General features: G+C 61.5%; 16 protein-coding genes. 6 read left to right on the top strand and 10 right to left on the bottom strand.

Annotated features, from left to right (window positions below; translation table 11 throughout):
* Nucleotides 1-73: 73 nt before the first annotated feature.
* Together EFD55_RS17530 and EFD55_RS17525 are read right to left on the bottom strand one after the other, a co-directional pair.
* The gene (locus EFD55_RS17530; protein WP_125846326.1) at nucleotides 74-1594 is read right to left on the bottom strand and encodes an ABC-F family ATP-binding cassette domain-containing protein; all 1521 of its coding nucleotides are present in this window, start codon (nucleotides 1592-1594) and stop codon (nucleotides 74-76) included.
* 171 nt (nucleotides 1595-1765) lie between these two features.
* Nucleotides 1766-1990, bottom strand: a complete 225-nt coding sequence (locus EFD55_RS17525; RefSeq protein WP_125846325.1) for a hypothetical protein — start codon at nucleotides 1988-1990, stop codon at nucleotides 1766-1768.
* On the opposite strand from EFD55_RS17525, the gene EFD55_RS17520 reads away from it, so the two are divergent.
* Nucleotides 1983-2480, top strand: a complete 498-nt coding sequence (locus tag EFD55_RS17520; protein WP_125846324.1) for a metal-dependent hydrolase — start codon at nucleotides 1983-1985, stop codon at nucleotides 2478-2480. The genes EFD55_RS17525 and EFD55_RS17520 overlap by 8 nt on opposite strands.
* 7 nt (nucleotides 2481-2487) lie before the next feature.
* Here the strand turns inward: EFD55_RS17520 and EFD55_RS17515 are convergent, their stop codons facing one another.
* Nucleotides 2488-4083: an ABC-F family ATP-binding cassette domain-containing protein gene (locus EFD55_RS17515; RefSeq protein ID WP_125846323.1), complete on the bottom strand. Its 1596-nt coding sequence runs from the start codon at nucleotides 4081-4083 to the stop codon at nucleotides 2488-2490.
* 207 nt (nucleotides 4084-4290) lie between these two features.
* Nucleotides 4291-5856 (bottom strand): helicase HerA-like C-terminal domain-containing protein, encoded by a 1566-nt coding sequence (locus EFD55_RS17510; RefSeq protein ID WP_125846322.1) that lies wholly within the window; start codon nucleotides 5854-5856, stop codon nucleotides 4291-4293.
* Nucleotides 5857-6083: 227 nt separating this feature from the next.
* Here EFD55_RS17510 and EFD55_RS17505 point away from each other — a divergent pair, with 227 nt between their 5' ends.
* Nucleotides 6084-6476: a hypothetical protein gene (locus EFD55_RS17505; RefSeq protein ID WP_125846321.1), complete on the top strand. Its 393-nt coding sequence runs from the start codon at nucleotides 6084-6086 to the stop codon at nucleotides 6474-6476.
* 128 nt (nucleotides 6477-6604) lie between these two features.
* On the opposite strand, the gene EFD55_RS17500 is transcribed toward EFD55_RS17505, so the two are convergent.
* Both EFD55_RS17500 and EFD55_RS17495 read right to left on the bottom strand, forming a co-directional pair.
* Entirely contained in the window at nucleotides 6605-6919 is a 315-nt protein-coding gene (locus EFD55_RS17500; protein WP_125846320.1) for a type II toxin-antitoxin system RelE/ParE family toxin, read from the bottom strand.
* Nucleotides 6920-6922: 3 nt separating this feature from the next.
* Nucleotides 6923-7189: a type II toxin-antitoxin system ParD family antitoxin gene (locus EFD55_RS17495; protein WP_125846319.1), complete on the bottom strand. Its 267-nt coding sequence runs from the start codon at nucleotides 7187-7189 to the stop codon at nucleotides 6923-6925.
* A 335-nt stretch (nucleotides 7190-7524) separates the two neighbouring features.
* Between EFD55_RS17495 and EFD55_RS17490 the strand changes: the two genes are divergently transcribed.
* Entirely contained in the window at nucleotides 7525-7818 is a 294-nt protein-coding gene (locus EFD55_RS17490; RefSeq protein ID WP_125846318.1) for a hypothetical protein, read from the top strand.
* A gap of 18 nt (nucleotides 7819-7836) precedes the next feature.
* Here EFD55_RS17490 and zwf read toward each other — a convergent pair whose 3' ends face one another.
* The 3 genes from zwf to EFD55_RS17475 form a co-directional block, all read right to left on the bottom strand.
* A complete protein-coding gene (gene zwf / locus EFD55_RS17485) occupies nucleotides 7837-9345 on the bottom strand; it encodes a glucose-6-phosphate dehydrogenase (protein ID WP_125846317.1) in 1509 nt (502 codons plus the stop codon).
* Between the two features lie 106 nt (nucleotides 9346-9451).
* Nucleotides 9452-10222: a trans-aconitate 2-methyltransferase gene (gene tam / locus EFD55_RS17480; RefSeq protein ID WP_125846316.1), complete on the bottom strand. Its 771-nt coding sequence runs from the start codon at nucleotides 10220-10222 to the stop codon at nucleotides 9452-9454.
* Nucleotides 10223-10240: 18 nt separating this feature from the next.
* Complete coding sequence (locus EFD55_RS17475; RefSeq protein WP_125846315.1) at nucleotides 10241-11515, bottom strand: hemolysin family protein; 1275 nt, start codon at nucleotides 11513-11515, stop codon at nucleotides 10241-10243.
* A 559-nt stretch (nucleotides 11516-12074) separates the two neighbouring features.
* Here EFD55_RS17475 and EFD55_RS17470 point away from each other — a divergent pair.
* Nucleotides 12075-12899 carry an oxidoreductase gene (locus EFD55_RS17470; RefSeq protein ID WP_125846314.1) on the top strand — a complete coding sequence of 275 codons (825 nt, stop codon included), beginning with the start codon at nucleotides 12075-12077 and terminating at the stop codon, nucleotides 12897-12899.
* 12 nt (nucleotides 12900-12911) lie between these two features.
* Nucleotides 12912-13976, top strand: coding sequence for an AraC family transcriptional regulator (locus EFD55_RS34325; RefSeq protein WP_425376246.1), 1065 nt, complete (start codon nucleotides 12912-12914; stop codon nucleotides 13974-13976).
* On the opposite strand, the gene EFD55_RS17460 is transcribed toward EFD55_RS34325, so the two are convergent.
* The gene (locus tag EFD55_RS17460) at nucleotides 13960-14424 is read right to left on the bottom strand and encodes a cupin domain-containing protein (RefSeq protein WP_125846313.1); all 465 of its coding nucleotides are present in this window, start codon (nucleotides 14422-14424) and stop codon (nucleotides 13960-13962) included. The two genes, EFD55_RS34325 and EFD55_RS17460, sit on opposite strands and share 17 nt — an antisense overlap.
* A 420-nt stretch (nucleotides 14425-14844) precedes the next feature.
* On the opposite strand from EFD55_RS17460, the gene EFD55_RS17450 reads away from it, so the two are divergent.
* Nucleotides 14845-15663, top strand: a complete 819-nt coding sequence (locus tag EFD55_RS17450; protein WP_125846312.1) for a sugar phosphate isomerase/epimerase family protein — start codon at nucleotides 14845-14847, stop codon at nucleotides 15661-15663.
* Nucleotides 15664-15683: the final 20 nt, after the last annotated feature.

Below are 15683 nucleotides of genomic sequence, written 5' to 3'. Positions count from 1 at the left end.
AGTTTAGGCCCATGTTGGCGGCGTGCCGCGCGGCACGCCGTCAAAACAATCACGCTCCGGCCCTCACCATCCATCACCTCGCCACAGAAGCGAAGAACCCTTCCGGGCTGTCCACCTCCACCAATCGCTTCTTCTCGATCAGCCAGAACCGGTTGCCGACCGCTCGCACGAAACTGCGGTCGTGCGATACCAGCAGGCAGCTCGCCTCGTGCGCCATCAGCTCGCTCTCCAGCGCTTCCTGCCCCTCGATGTCGAGATGGTTGGTCGGCTCGTCGAGGAGGTAGAAGTTCGGTTCGGTGAGCCTCAGCACTAGCATGCCGAGCCGCGCCTTCTGGCCGCCGGAAAGCTGACCGATCGGCTTTGCCTGCATGTCGATCGTCATGCCGGACCCGGCGAGCAATGCCCGCCCCCGCTGGTCGCCGACATCGAAGCGGCGGATGATCGTGCCGATCGGCGTATCCTTGTCGGCCAGATCGGCAAGCGCCTGGTCGCCATAGCCGAGAACGAGCGACGGTGTCGCCTTGATGCCGTCTTGTCCTGCCTCCGGTCTTTCGATCGCCTGCTTCAGCATCGAGACCAGCCGTGACTTGCCGGCGCCATTGAGACCTAGCAGCACGATGCGGTCGCCCTGGCAGATGAACTGCCGGCCCGTCTTGAAGAGCAGCGTTCCATCGGGTGTCGTCACCGCCGCATCCTCCAGCGTCACCAGCACCTTGGCATGCGTGCCGCGATTGGCGAGCCTGATCGCGCCGGCCGAGCGCTCCAGATGCGCCGGTTTTGCCGCATCCTCGAGTTTCTCCGCCCGCTGTTTTAGCTGCTTCGTCTTGACGACGAGCAGGTCGCTGCCGGAATTGATGCCAATATTGTTGAGCTTCGCCGCCTGCTTGCGCAGCTGCTCTGCCACCTTCATATCGCGCTCGTAGCGCCGCGCCTCCGAAGCGTCGGCCTCGTCGAGGGCCACGCGCGCCCGCGTATAGGGTAGGGCGAAGACCGGGGATTGTTCCGGCCGCAGGAACAGCGTCCGGTTCGTGGTCGCATCGAGGAAGGCACGGTCGTGGCTGGACAGGATGACCGGCACGTCGCGTGGCAGCGTGTTCAGCCAACCTTCCAGCTGCGCGATCTTTTCGAGGTCGAGATGGTTGGTCGGTTCGTCGAGCAAAAGCACGTCGGGCTCTGCCACCCAGGTGCGGGCAAGCATGGCGAGCCGCTGCCAGCCACCGCTCAACTGCTTCAGCACCCGCTGGCGCATCGCCTCCGGCACATCCAGCGATTCCAGCACCACATCGACGCGCCAGCACTCGCTTTCGACCTGATCGGCCGGCAGTGCCTGTAGCACCGCGTCGTAGAATGGCGTGTCGAAGAGGGCAGGCGGCACATTCTGCGCGACATGGCCGACGGTGAGCCCGCGCGACCGGGTGATCTCGCCCTCGGTCGGTTCCAGTGCGCCGGTGATGCAGGCAAGCAGTGTCGACTTTCCCCGCCCGTTGGCAGCGACAAGGCCGATCCGATCGCCGGCATTGACGACAAGATTGAGTTTGGAAAACAAGGGATTGCCCAGCGTTACGCCGAGATTGCGGATATTGATGAGGGTCATGATCGTTCTCTGGTCTTGACCGGCTGGTCGGCGCGATCCGGGGCGTTCAGCCATCACAGGATTGCACGTATCAGGCCCGGGAAATTGCAGGAATGCGCGCTGAAATCTTCTACAGCGCCGCATCGGCCACGAAGGGCAGACCAGGAAGAGATGTCGAGAAACGGTCTCTGGTCAGCCCTGCAAACGCATTTGCAGGGCGTTGACGGGACCACGCTGGCGATTAAACCGGAAATAATATTGCATTGCGTGATCCTCCTTTCTCGAAAGGGTTGCGAGAAAGCAAATAACATTGCCCGCAAAAGGACGCAAGGGAGCCGGACGTGCGCCGATTTCCAGCCACAAACCGTGCATAGAGGATTCCTCGGGGTCGACCGGGAGGAGAAGACGCATGCTCATTGCTCATTTGCCTGCAGGCTACATTCTGGCGAGCGCCGCGCGGCAGCGATCCGCTGCGCCCCGCATCATGACTGCGGCATTGGTCGGCAGCGTGCTTCCGGATTTCGACATGGTCTATTTCTTTCTGACCGGCGGCAAGGTCCATCATCACGACTATGTCTCCCACTGGCCGCTCTTCTGGCTTGCTCTCGCCGTCGTGGCTCTGCCGATGGTCGGGCGGCTGGCGCCGCGCTGGTTTCCCGCAGCCGCCGTCTTTTTCGCAGCCGTCATGCTCCACATGATCATGGATACGGTCGCCGCGCCGATGCTCTGGCTGGCGCCATTCGATTGGTCCAGATTCGAGCTGACGACGGTGCCGGCGACCTACAGCAACTGGGTCGTCAGTTTCATGCTGCACTGGACCTTCGGTCTGGAACTTCTGATCTGTACGACGGCGTTGATCGTTGCCGTTTGCCGCAACCGCCGCGTTCGAAGCGCAGAGCGAGCATGAGCCGGAATTATCCGGCCGGATCGGCGGCAGGCAGTTTCAGCCGCCGCGTTATCCCGATGCTTTCGAGGAACGCCTTGTCGTGGCTGACGACGAGCAGCGCTCCGTCATAGGCACGCAGCCCGGCCTCGACCGCGGCGATCGAGTCGATATCGAGATGATTGGTCGGCTCGTCGAGGATCAGGAGCGGCGGCGGCGCCGAACCCAGAACACAAGCAAGGCCCGCCCGCAGCAATTGTCCGCCGCTGAGCGTCGATACGATCTGCAGCGCTGCATCTGCCCTGAACATGAAGCGGGCAAGGGCGGCCCGACAGGTGTTTTCGTCGGCTTGCGGGTTGATGCGGCGAAAATTATCGCGAATCGAAACCGACGGATCGAGAAGGCTCACCTTCTGGTCGAGCATGGAGAAGGCAGTCATGACGGCGATGGTGCCGGCCCAGGGCTTCAGATCGCCGGTGACAAGCGAAAGCAATGTCGTCTTGCCCGATCCGTTCCGGCCGGTGACGGCGATGCGTTCCGGTCCCGTCACGTCGAAGGAGAGGTCACGGATGATGGGATCGCCCGGCCGATAGCCGGATGTGACGCCGTCCATCTTCAGCACGATCTTGCTGGCGGGCAGCCCGGTCGGCGGCAAGGTTACCGACAGCGGCTGGAGGATCTCGATTTTTTCGCGTGCTGCCGTTGCATCTTCCAGTGCCTGAGCCCGCCGGCGCTCGGCGAGGCGGGCATTGTCGCCGCTTGTTGTTTCGCTCCGCTCCTTCATTCCGCCGAGCATAATGCGGGGGATGCCGCCCTTGGCTGCCATCTTTCGTCCCGCACGGTCCCTGTGCGCCTGCCGCTCCACCGTCGCCTGCGCGCTCCTCGCAACCTCGGCGATGCGCTTTTCCGCGTCGGCGAGATCGTGCTGTGCGGCCGCGAGCGCAAGTGCCCTGCGCTCGCGATAATGGCTCCAGTTGCCGCCGTAGCGCGTGGCGCCGAGCGATGTCAACTCCACGATCGCATCCACGCTTTCGAGCAATTCCCGATCATGGCTGACGATGATCGCGCCTGCCTGCCAGCTCCCAATCAGCGCAATCACCGCCTCGCGGCCCTCGCGATCGAGATTGTTGGTCGGTTCGTCGAGCAGCAGGAAATCCGGTTCCGCAAAGATTAGAGCGGCAAGCCCGGCACGCGTGCGTTGCCCGCCGGAGAGTACGGCAAGTGGCGTCTCCGCCGGCACGTCGAGCCCGGTCCGATTGAGCGCCAAGGCAATGCGGGCCTCCAGCATCCAGTCCGCGGATGCAAGCTCGTCGGCAGTCGCGTCACCCGCTTCGGCAAGGCGAAGAATGGCAAGCGCCCCGGTTGCGCCGAAGAGATCGGCCACCGTTTCCTGAGGGGCCACCTGAACGCTCTGGCGCAGGACGCCGAGGCCGCCGTTGACGGATATCGTCCCAGAAACAGGACGAATCTCGCCTGATATGAGCTTGAGCAGCGTCGTCTTACCGACGCCGTTGCGCCCGACGAGACCGGTGCGCTCCGCCCCGAAGCTCAGATCGAGATTGGAAAAAAGCAGCCGCCCGTCAGGCGCGGACCACGAAAGATGGGAGAGAGTGATGGATGCAGGCATGGATATGGATTTCCCCGTTGGCAAGGCGAATTGGCGTTGCGATCGGGTTGAAATCCATTGCGGCACACATCCTGTTGAAATGGTAGATGGCTATAACTTAGGCGAAGAATACTGACGGTTCAAGGCGCGCCTGACGCTCCAGCGCAAGGGCGGCGGCGTTATGCGCTCCGGTGTCACCGGAGCGAAGTCGCTGAGACGGATCGAAGCTTACCGCTTCAGGCTTCCCAATATCCCGCGCACCAGCGCCCGCCCGACTTGCGTCGCCACCGTGCGCGCCACGCTCTTCATCGCAGCCTCCACCACCGTCTCCCGCTGGTAGCCGGAGGCCCGGCCGCGTGATTGGCTGCGGCCTTGATCATCGTCATTGCTGCCGCCGAAGCCCGGCAGGGTCCAGCCGGAGCTCGTGGTACCCGGTTGCTGCTGAGGCGCTTCCTCCGGGGCTCGTTTGGCGGCATCGGCATCCGCCGCCTTCTTCGCCCGTGCGGCCAGGATCTCGAAAGCGGATTCGCGGTCGACGTCCTCGTCATAGACGCCGAGAACCGGGCTCTTGTCCATGATCTGCTGGCGCTCGGCATCCGTCACCGGGCCGACGCGGCCGGATGGCGGGCGGATCAGCGTGCGCTCGACGATCGAGGGCGCGCCCTTGGCTTCCAGCGTCGAGACCAAGGCCTCGCCGGTGCCGAGATTGGTGATCACGGTGGCGCAATCGAAGGCCGGGTTCGGGCGGAAGGTATCGGCCGCCGTCCTCACCGCCTTCTGCTCGCGCGGCGAATAGGCGCGCAGCGCATGCTGCGCCCGGTTGCCGAGCTGGGCGAGCACCGTTTCCGGCACGTCGAGCGGATTCTGCGTCACGAAATAGACGCCGACACCCTTGGAGCGGATGAGGCGCACCACCTGCTCGACACGTTCGGTCAGCACCTTCGGGGCATCGTTGAAAAGCAGATGTGCTTCGTCGAAGAAGAAGACCAGCTTCGGCTTCTCGGGATCGCCCACTTCGGGCAATTCCTCGAAGAGTTCCGAGAGCAGCCAGAGCAGGAAGGTGGCGTAGAGGCGCGGGTTCATCATCAGCTTGTCGGCAGCAAGCACCGAGATCTGGCCGTAGCCGTTGTTGCTCGTGCGCATGATGTCGGAGATCTTCAGCGCCGGTTCGCCGAAGAAGTGTTCGGCGCCCTGCTGTTCGAGAACGAGCAGCGCTCGCTGGATCGAGCCGACCGAAGCCTTGGAGATCAGGCCGTACTGGTTGGAAAGCTCGGTGGCGTTTTCGCCCATATAGTTCAGCAGCGAGGTGAAATCCTTGAGATCGAGCAGCGGCAGCCCGGCCTGGTCGGCGATCTTGAAGGCAATGTTGATGACGCCTTCCTGCGGCTCGGAGGCATCCATCAGCCGTGCAAGCAGCAGCGGTCCCATCTCGGCGACGGTGGTGCGCACCCGGTGGCCCTTCTCGCCGAAGAGATCCCAGAAGATCACCGGAAACTGGTCGAATTCGTAGTCGGTGAAACCGATCTGCTCGGCGCGTTTGGTGAGGAAATCCTTGGGCTCGCCCTTCGCGGCGATACCGGAAAGATCGCCCTTGATGTCGGCCGCAAAGACCGGAACGCCGGCGCGTGAAAAGCCTTCGGCCAACACCTGCAGGGTCACCGTCTTGCCGGTGCCGGTGGCTCCGGTGACAAGGCCGTGGCGGTTACCGAACTTCAGGTCGAGATATTCCGGCTTGTTGATGCTATCATCGGGATTGCGGCTCGCGCCGATGAAAATTTTGCCTTCCTCGATCATTCGGAGTATCTCCCTTCGGCCATGCCGCCGTTTGTGCCTGAAGGCATGGCTCTTTTCCGCCGCCTTCATCGAACCATCGTTTCCCTGTTATAAGCAGGGAGGCGGATGCGGACAACTGGTTGCAGTGAAAGCAAAACCGGACAAAGCGCGCCGGAAACGGGCCGGCTTGAGTCGCGGCCGAATCTCGATTAACGTTGACGTTAACGTCAAAAAACAGGAGGCTGACGATGAATGAAATTGTAACCCAGATCGCCGATCGCGTGGGGATCTCTCCGGAGCTGGCCGAAAAGGCGCTCGGCATGATGCTCGGCTTCCTGCAGCGCGAAGCTGCCGACGGCCCGGTTGCCAAGATGATCGAAGCGATCCCCGGCGGCGCCGACCTCGTCGCCCAGTTCAACGGCGAGGGCGCCGGCGGCGGCGGTCTGCTCGGCGGGCTGATGAGCTCGCTCGGCGGCGGCGGCATCATGGGGCTCGGCCAGCAACTGATGAGCGAAGGCCTCGGCATGGGCGAGATCACCTCGCTCGCCAAGGAGACCATTGTGATCGCCAAGCAATATGCCGGCGAGGAGGTTGTCGACGAGGTCGTGGGCTCTGTTCCGGGGCTCAGCCAGTTCGTCTGAGCGATGACGACCAGCAAGGGCCTTCGCGGCGTCGCCGCGAGGCTCATCATGTTTTGCCCTGGTTCCACTTGAGCCGAATCGAAAGGGCCTGCAACCTAGCGTTCATTCGGAAGAGGCTGTCTGTCGGCTTACCGTTGTCGCTCTTCCAGGATTTCGTCAGTGATATCGCGCCCACGGGCGAACACACCTAATATGTTGACGACATCGCCACTCACCGAGAACGCTACGCTGACACTGCGCCGGTAACCGATAACCCGCAGGCCCGGGATCCGGCTTTCCCGCACCGTTCCCCGTTCCGGGAACGTCTCCAAGGCTTCGATGAAGGTGATTACTGCGTCGACGAAGTCGCCGGCGATGCCGGTTCCCGCCTCAACGGCGATATCGGCATAGAGCTTGTCGAGTTCGGCTTCTGCCTTCGGATGGTAGATAATGCGGTAGGCCATGCCCTACTTGGCTTTCGCAGCGTCATTCCGGCGCTTGGTTTCAAAGCGGGCGCGCACTGTCTCGGCCGGGATACCGAGGCCTGGATTGTTCACCATGTCGTTGTAGCGCGCCGGGATCTCCTCATTGAGCCAGCGCTCGCGCGCCGCTTCATGATCCTCCAGCAGCCGCAGGCCTGCGCGGACGACTTCGCTGGCATTGTTATAGCGGCCGGACTCCAGCTGCTTCCGGACAAATTCCTCGTAGTGGTTCCCGAGCGCGACGTTGGGCATGGCTTTCCTTCCGTTGTCATCAGTATGCGACAGCCACTCGCCTATGGCAATAGATGTCAATCTTTGACCTCAAGAGGCCAAAATCTAGAGAGTGGAGGGATATCATCTCGGTGCGCCGTCCTGAGGCGGCAAAGGCCGATCACCAAACTTTGATCGTCAACGCGTCGATCGACTTCCAAGGTCTGGCCAATCCAATCCGGCTGCGTGCGTCGCAAGATGGAAATCCGCATCGACCGACCCTACCTTAAGTCATGCCGGTTTTCACTGATGGCCGGATCGGCTGGAACGGTGCATCCCGCTCGTTTCATATCGGCCATATCAGAAGGAATATGGTCATGCGTACGTTGATTGCAGCAGCCTCGATCATTCTCCTCGGCTTCGCCGCTCCTGCCTTCTCCCAGGCCCTCGCCGATATGGACTACAGCGGACGTTTCGGCGGTATGCCGCCCGGCACCGTGCCGGATGCGGAATCGAGCGGCGGACTCAGGATTCCTCTCGATTTCGCTCCCATCGAAAGCGATAATATCAACGTTGTCATCCCGTCCGACCGGACGGCTTGCCCGCGCCCGGGAACACGCCAGTATCGCGCGGCCGAGCGCGACGGCACGCTGAAAGCCGCCTGCCGCTGACGCGAAGACCGGGAACGGTTATTTGCCGTTTTTGTGCAGCAAAACGCCGAGTTCATGCCATTGCCGCCCGTCGCGCTCGATGAGCTCAGCGGCGCAGGCCGGCCCCATGCTGCCCGGCGCATAGCTCTCGGGCGTGGCCGGGTCCTTCGCCCAGATATCGAGGAAGGGCTGAACTGCCGCCCAGCCGGCCTCGATGCCATCGGCGCGCTGGAACAGCGTCTGGTCGCCGATGAAGAGATCGTAGAGCAGCGATTCATAGCCGGTCGTCTTGCCGATATCGAATTTGTCAGCATAACGGAAGTCGAGTGAAACAGGCACCGTATCGACCGAAAGCCCCGGCGACTTGATCGAGATTTCCATGCTCATGCCTTCGTCCGGCTGCACCTGGATGACCAGCCGGTTTGGCGGCAGGCGGCGATTGACTTCCGTCTCGCGAAACTGCGCGAAGGGCACCTGTTGGAAGGTGATGACGATCTCGGTATCGCGGGCTGTCAGCACCTTGCCCGTCCTGAGATAGAAGGGCACGCCAGCCCAGCGCCAGGTATCGGCATAGAGCTTCAGCGCCACGAAAGTTTCGGTCCTGCTATCAGGTGAAACATCCTTGCTGTCGCGATAGGCCGGAAGGTCGACGCCGTTGAGCGGACCGCCGGCATAAGCGCCCCGCACGCCATGCGTCTTGGCTTCCTCGGGCGTATAGATACGCAGCGCCTTCAGCACCTTGCTCTTCTCGTTGCGGATCGCCTCGGCGTCGAAGCTGTTCGGCGGTTCCATGGCGATCATCGCCAGCAGTTGGAAGAGATGGTTCGGCACCATGTCGCGCAGTGCGCCCGTTGCATCGTAGAACTTGCCGCGGCTGCCGACATCGACGATCTCGGCGGCAGTGATCTGCACATGGTCGATGTAGCGGCTGTTCCAAAGCGATTCGATGATCATGTTGGCGAAACGCGCCGTCATCAGGTTTTGCACCGTCTCCTTGCCGAGGAAATGGTCGAGTCGGTAGACTTGGCTTTCTTCGACCTGGGCGAGGATCTGCGCATTGAGGGCCCGCGCAGAGGCGAGGTCGGTGCCGAACGGCTTCTCGATGGCGATACGGCGGAAGACGCCGTCGCTTTCATCGGTCAGCCCATGCGCGGCGAGCTTCTCGACGATGGTGCCGAAGAACATCGGCGGCACCGCGAGATAGAAGGCGGCATTGGCATGCGGCCCCAGTCGCTTGCCGATCTCGATGAAAATATCGTCCTTGGTGAAATCGCCCGACGTATAGGAAATGCGCTGGCGCAGGCTCTCCCACGCCTCGTCCTCTGCCGTCTGCTCTTCGCCGCCGAGATGATTCAGGAATTCGTCGAGCCGCTTGCGCAGGAATTCGTCGTCACCCGGCTCTATGCCGACACCGAGAATGTGCATATCCTCGCCGACGAGGCGGCTGCGCGTCAGGTTGATGATCGCCGGTACCAGCAGACGGCGCGTCAGGTCTCCTGTGGCGCCGAAGATGACGAGGGTGACTGGTGGAGTGGGGGCAGCGTCCATGTGTGTCATCTCCCTTGATTTCCGGCCGACTATAATCCGTGCCGATTTTGCCGCAAGCACCATGCCGCCGAGGGATAACAGGCATTTGACACCCTTGCGGCCGGCGTTACCCCTTCACCGCCACGATGAATATCCTCGGAAACCTGAGCAGCACCCGCCCGTCCGACAGCTTGGGATAGGCCTTTTCCACTCGCTTGAGGTAATCCGCCAGAAAGGCCTCGCGGTGCTCCTCGCCGGCATGGGCGAGATAAGGCATCAGCCCGGTTCCCTTCACCCATTCGACGATCGCTGCCGCATCCGCCATCGGATGATTGTAGACGGTATGCCAGATATCGACGCGCGAAGATTTGGCGATCAGCCTGTCATAATAGGCCGACGGTGGCGGCAGTCCTTTGCGGCGCACGCTCTTCGCCTCGAAGGCGGCTTTCCAGGGCCCGGCATGCGCGGTCTCCTCCAACGCCAGATGCGAGGGTTCGCCCAGATTGTCGGGCATCTGCACGGCGAGCGCGCCACCTGGGGAAAGCCCGTCCATCAACCGGTCGAAGATATCGAGATGCTCAGGAAGCCATTGAAAGACGGCATTGGCAAACAGCAGGTCGGCCGGTTCAGTTGGCTGCCAGCTCGCGAGATCGCCCTCGACAAAAGCTGTGCCCGGAAGCCGCTTGCGGGCCGCCTCCAGCATGTTCACATCGCTGTCGACACCGGAGACGCCGGCCGCCCCATAGCGGTCGATGATGAGCTCGGTCGAATTGCCCGGTCCGCAGCCGAGATCGACGGCGTGGCGCACGCTTTGAAGCGGCACTTGCGCCAGAAGGTCACGCGCCGGTCGCGTGCGTTCGTTCTCGAATTTCACATACTGGCTGGCAGACCATGCCATGGCGATCACTCCTGACCTTCAATCAGCAGATACAAGTATTTTGTCCACGCGCCTTCCGTCGAGATCGACGACTTCGAAACGCCATCCATCTCTCGTGAAGCTCTCACCCAATTCCGGCAGATGTTTCAACTCTTCCAACACCAGGCCAGCCACGGTCTGATATTCGAGATCGTCATCGAGCTTGAGATTTAAGAACTCAGCGAATTCGTCAATCGGCGTCCAGCCCGATACCAGATACGAACCGTCGTCTCGACGAGCGATGGCCTGCTCATCGACAGGTCCCTCCTGGAGAGCCCCCATGATCGCTTCCAAAATGTCGCCTGACGAAACAATCCCCTCGAAGTGGCCGTATTCGTCGAAAACCAGCACCATGTGAACAGGCGATTTCCTGATTGCTTCAATAACATTGATTGCCGTTGAAAGATCCGAAACCACCGGGACGTCCTGCGTCAGAGCCTTGATATCGGCACTGCCGTGTTCGGACATCGCGTCGTAGAAGTCTTTGACCGGAAGGATGCCGATCACCTCGTCCGAGCTGCCTTTCCGAACGGGCAACCGCGACCGTTTCGTCCGGTGCAACTGGATCCGAATTTCTTCAAGGCTGTCGTCAATATCGATAATTTCGACGTCTCGTCGGGGCGTCATGAGCGCTCGGGCGGTGCGGTCCGCCAGCCGCATGACGCCTGATATCATCGCGGACTCTTCGCTTTCGATAACTCCAGCCGACTGGGCTTCGGCCAGAACGGTTTTGATCTCCTCGTCGGAGACATTGTCGCCACCTTTTCCCGCTTGGCCCAGGAGCTTGAGAACAAGATTTCCGGAAGCGTTCAGAAGCCACACGAGGGGTAGCGCAATTTTTGAAAGTACGGTCATGGCCGGCGCGACCTTCGCCGCAACCGCTTCGGGTTCCCGCAATGCGATCTGCTTGGGAACGAGCTCGCCGACGATCAACGAAAGATATGTGATTGCCATGACGACGGAACCCACGCCAATGGCATCCGCGGCCGTCGATGACATCCCCTGGGCTTCCAGCCATCCGGTCAGGCGGCTCCCAAGCGTGGCCCCTGAGAAGGCGCCCGAGAGAACACCGACCAGCGTGATGCCGATCTGCACCGTGGAGAGAAAACGACCGGGGTTTTCGGCAAGTTTGATCGCTTGAGCTGCACCCTTGCTTCCATTGTCAGAGAGGACCTTTAGGCGGGCCGTTCGAGAAGACACAACGGCCAGCTCCGACATGGCGAGCACACCATTCAGGATGGTGAGAAACGCCACAATTCCAATTTCCAGAAACACAGGGACCCTATTCGTTGAGGTTGTAATGCCGCATTCATCAGGCGACGCGGCGAGGCATTCGAAGGGACGCGATACACATGCGCATCGCCTGTCGTCTTTCCATCATTCGCAGTGATCTGGAAAGCGGCTGCCTTTGGCGCAGCCCCGAAATAGCTGAAGCGAGGCGGACGTCATCGCGCCTTCTACAATAATCGCCACCTTCCTCGGCCGGGAGATCCCGGCTGGAACGGGCGGAGCTTGTACTGGATGGGTCGCTGTCAGGCATGTCGCAATTTTGGCGGTGAAACGCTTCCGGCGCAAGGGGCGCCAAGCGAAAATCCTTATAGCGTCTTGATGTGACGGTTTCGAGAATGGCGGCAGTACCACGTCCTGGTTGAGGATTTGCATGGAATTCTCCGTATTTCTACAACGAAAGATTTGCGTGGGTCGGAGGTGGGAGGGTGTTGCCTAGGACGGATGGGGGCATATTTGGCGTATTATGCAAGTGCCCTGGCATTTCTCGTCAGTGATCGAGGCCCGCACGAGCCCTAAGAGCATCTCATCACGAAAAGAGGTCGAGATGATTGACAAGAAAACCGCGCTCGTCACGGGCGCATCCTCCGGAATGGGCAAGGCGATCGCCAAGCGCCTGCTCGCCGATGGCTACAAGGTCTACGTCGCCGCACGCCAGGTCGAGAAGATGGAGGATCTCGCCCGGCTGGGTGCCATACCCTTGCGTATGGACATGTCGAAGGAAGAGGAGATCAGAGCCGCTGTCGGCGCTATTCTGGCGGATGTCGGGACCATCGACGTGCTGGTCAACAATGCCGGCTTCGGGCTCTATGGTCCGGTCGAGGAGATCGGTATTGACGAAGCCCGCTACCAGTTCGAGGTGAACATCTTCGGCCTCGCGCGACTGACGCAGCTTCTGCTTCCGGCGATGCGCGGGAAAGGCGCCGGCACAATCGTCAACATCACCTCCATGGGCGGCAAGATCTACACCCTGCTCGGTGCTTGGTACCACGCCACCAAGCATGCACTTGAAGGTTGGTCGGACTGTCTCCGGTTGGAACTTGCCCCGTTCGGCATCCGGGTCGTGATTGTCGAACCCGGCCTGATCGAGACGGGATTTGGCGATGTTGTCGCCGACGGACTGCTCAAGCGTTCGGGGAACGGTCCCTATGCTAAGGTGACGCAGGCTGTCGCCATGTCGACGCGCGCGGCTTACGGCCCCGGTCGCGGCACCGATCCCGGCGTGATCGCCGATATCGTCTCCAAGGCGGTCAAGGCGAGGAGACCGCGCACGCGATACGTCGCCGGCAAATATGCGAAGCCGATGATCATGATCCGCAACTGGTTTGGCGACCGCGTGTTCGACCGCGTGATCATGAGTCAGATGCGATAGGAGCGGGCAGCCATGAGCGGATCGCCGGCAGACAGGTGCAAGATACCGCGGGCTTTCTGGCTCGCGGTCGAACATGTCGGCGTGCGTCCGGCAGCGCTGCTCCGCCAGGCGCGCCTGCCGGTGACACTGCATCTGAATGGCCAGGGTCTGGTCAGCACGGCGCAGTTCTTCGCTCTATGGCGGGCACTGGAAGAGTTGACGGCGGATCCAGGGCTCGGGATCAAACTGGTTGAATCGGCTGAAACCGCCGTGTACCCGCCCTCCAGCCTCGCGGCCTTTCATGCCCGCGACTATCGAGATGGCCTGTCGCGGCTAGCCCGGTTCAAGCGGCTTTGCACACCGGAGCAACTGCACCTTTCCGAGCAGGGCGGGGAGTGCTCGATCACGTGGGAGCGGATTTATGCCACCGAGGCGGAGCCGCCAATCGCCGTGGACGTGGATTTCGCTACGCTGGTCGAACTGGGTCGGCGCGGTACTGGACAGCGGCTGACGCCGGTTCGCGTGGAATTCCAGCGAGCCGATCCGAAGAGTAACGCGCATCGGTCTTATTTCGAATGCCCGGTCCGCTACGGGCAATCCCGCAACGTCCTGATCCTCAAATCCGCCGATCTCGACCGACCTTTTCCCGGGCATAATCCGGAACTGCTCGAACTCCTCACGCCCGCCCTTGCCTCGGCGCTCGGCGAAATCCAGGCGCGCAGTTCGATCCGCGAGCAGGTCAAGATCGTTCTGAAGAGAAGCCTGGCCAGCGGCCGACCGGAACTGTGCGACGTGGCTTTCGACCTGGGCATGAGTGAGCGCACACTCCAGCGCCGGATCACGGACGAGGGCTCGACCTTCCGCGAGTTGCTCGTCGAAGCACGTCAGGAATTGGGGAGGCAGTTGCTCTCCGATCCCTCAGCCGAGACGAGGTCGCATGCTTGCTCGGCTATCAAGATACAAGCTCCTTCTACCGCGCTTTTCGGGATTGGGAAGGCGTTACGCCCAAGCAGTGGCGCGAACGCAATCTGGGACACGTCGGACGCCAGGTGGTCCCCGGCGTCTCCGTGCATTAGCCTCATCAGGCCGCGAGGATAGTGATCCCGTAAGCGTTGGCGGCTGCCGTCATGCGGGCGATGGTCTCAGTCGAAGGGCTGGCCTTTGGCGGCTCCGTCGTGCCTTCCGCTTCGATGAATTCCGCCATTTCGCGATCGACAATCGCAGAAAAGACCGCAGGGACGGTTCCCCGGTTGGAGTAGCCGTGCACCATGAACGGCGCAATGGTGACGATGTCGCCGGCGCTGGCCTCGATCTCCTCGGGACCGCTGTCGCTCAGACGCCAGATCGTCAGGTTTCCTTCGAGAATGCGGAACACCTCGGGGCTCGCATGCGCATGTTTCGGCGTCCGGCTGCCGGGCGGCACTGTGACGTCGAAGATATTGAGCCAGTTTCCGCGGATCCGAAGCTGACGCTCGATACGGTCGCCAAGGACGAAAAATCGCTTCGGGTCCTCGGCATGCACTTTCACAAATGAGTTGGACATCATGTCTCTTTCTTCTTCTTACAAGGCTTCTTCTGACGAGCTTTTTCTTGCGGGCGCAGCCGTTAGACCTTTGCGCCGCCTTTGACAACCGCCTTGTTGTCGGGGGCAACATCGCCGAACACCTTCAAAGCGGCGCGCTACGGCAGCTGAAGCGATGAACAACGCGCTCCGTTGCCAGGGGTTCAACGCCGCTCGTGCGCCATTGCGTCACGAGGCCGATATCGGAACGGCGGGTCGTTTTTGCAAGGTCCGACGATGTCGCACCAGCTGTGCTGATATGACTGGGGTCAGAGGGTTTTGAAAGATTCCCAGTCCGTAATACCGCCGACACAGAAGGGGCGCATAGAACGCCGCGGCTGTTCTCGGCCGTTCTTGAGCCATCCCTTCACGCCGTCTCGGCATTCACATTTACGGAGCGCATCCATGTCTTCTCTTCCCGTCGTCGGCGCCGCCATGACGCTCGATGAAGTCGAGCTCTATCGAGATTGGCTTTTCGAAAAGTCCCGTGATCTCGAATTGCAGAGCTTCGTCGATGCCGACATCCTGAACGGCGACTGGGCGCCGCTTGCCGACCGCGCCCGGCGGCTTCTCGACGGTCATGGCGGCCGCCTCGGCATTCACGGCCCGTTCTGGGGCTTTACCATCGCCTCGGAAGATCCCGATATCCGCACCATCGTTAACAGGCGCCTGCTGCAGGGTCTCGACGTCTGCGCCGCCATCGGGGCAACGCAGATGGTCATCCATAGCCCTTACACCTCCTGGTCCTACAACAATCTCGACAACAATGACGGCGCTCGCGAAGCGTTCGTCGAACGCACACATCTGACCCTGCGCGAGGCCGTCAGGCGCGCCGAGGACGTGGGCTGCACCATGGTCATAGAGAATATCGAGGACAAGGATCCGCATATCCGTGTCGCGCTTGCCGAAAGCTTCAATTCATCCGCTGTCGCGGTTTCGATCGATACCGGCCACGCCCATTATGCCCACGGCTATACCGGCGCTCCGCCGGTCGATTATTACGTCAAGGCCGCCGGCAACCGCCTGCAGCATGTCCATCTGCAAGATGCCGACGGATATGCGGACCGCCACTGGAGCCTCGGCGAAGGTTCGATCCACTGGCACGCCGTCTTCGCGGCCCTTGCTCAGCTCGAATGCAACCCGCGCCTGATCATCGAAATCAAGGACAAGTCGAAGATCCCGGCGTCTGCTGCCTATCTCGCTTCGATCGGCGTGGCTGAATAAGGGGCGCTGCTCGCCACCGC

Source organism: Rhizobium pisi (assembly GCF_003938655.1).
In the GTDB taxonomy this organism is placed as follows: Bacteria; Pseudomonadota; Alphaproteobacteria; order Rhizobiales; family Rhizobiaceae; genus Rhizobium; species Rhizobium pisi.
Note: the sequence above shows the minus strand (reverse complement) of the source record. Positions and strands in the feature narration are given on the sequence as shown.

Coding starts and splice junctions, on each gene's coding strand:
- EFD55_RS17460 (WP_125846313.1), bottom strand. CDS start 14,424: ATGATGTCCAACTCATTTGTGAAAGTGCATGCCGAGGACCCGAAGCGA.
- EFD55_RS17450 (WP_125846312.1), top strand. CDS start 14,845: ATGTCTTCTCTTCCCGTCGTCGGCGCCGCCATGACGCTCGATGAAGTC.
- EFD55_RS17515 (WP_125846323.1), bottom strand. CDS start 4,083: ATGCCTGCATCCATCACTCTCTCCCATCTTTCGTGGTCCGCGCCTGAC.
- EFD55_RS17520 (WP_125846324.1), top strand. CDS start 1,983: ATGCTCATTGCTCATTTGCCTGCAGGCTACATTCTGGCGAGCGCCGCG.
- EFD55_RS17505 (WP_125846321.1), top strand. CDS start 6,084: ATGAATGAAATTGTAACCCAGATCGCCGATCGCGTGGGGATCTCTCCG.
- EFD55_RS17470 (WP_125846314.1), top strand. CDS start 12,075: ATGATTGACAAGAAAACCGCGCTCGTCACGGGCGCATCCTCCGGAATG.
- EFD55_RS34325 (WP_425376246.1), top strand. CDS start 12,912: ATGAGCGGATCGCCGGCAGACAGGTGCAAGATACCGCGGGCTTTCTGG.
- zwf (WP_125846317.1), bottom strand. CDS start 9,345: ATGGACGCTGCCCCCACTCCACCAGTCACCCTCGTCATCTTCGGCGCC.
- EFD55_RS17525 (WP_125846325.1), bottom strand. CDS start 1,990: ATGAGCATGCGTCTTCTCCTCCCGGTCGACCCCGAGGAATCCTCTATG.
- tam (WP_125846316.1), bottom strand. CDS start 10,222: ATGGCATGGTCTGCCAGCCAGTATGTGAAATTCGAGAACGAACGCACG.
- EFD55_RS17500 (WP_125846320.1), bottom strand. CDS start 6,919: ATGGCCTACCGCATTATCTACCATCCGAAGGCAGAAGCCGAACTCGAC.
- EFD55_RS17490 (WP_125846318.1), top strand. CDS start 7,525: ATGCGTACGTTGATTGCAGCAGCCTCGATCATTCTCCTCGGCTTCGCC.
- EFD55_RS17495 (WP_125846319.1), bottom strand. CDS start 7,189: ATGCCCAACGTCGCGCTCGGGAACCACTACGAGGAATTTGTCCGGAAG.
- EFD55_RS17530 (WP_125846326.1), bottom strand. CDS start 1,594: ATGACCCTCATCAATATCCGCAATCTCGGCGTAACGCTGGGCAATCCC.
- EFD55_RS17510 (WP_125846322.1), bottom strand. CDS start 5,856: ATGATCGAGGAAGGCAAAATTTTCATCGGCGCGAGCCGCAATCCCGAT.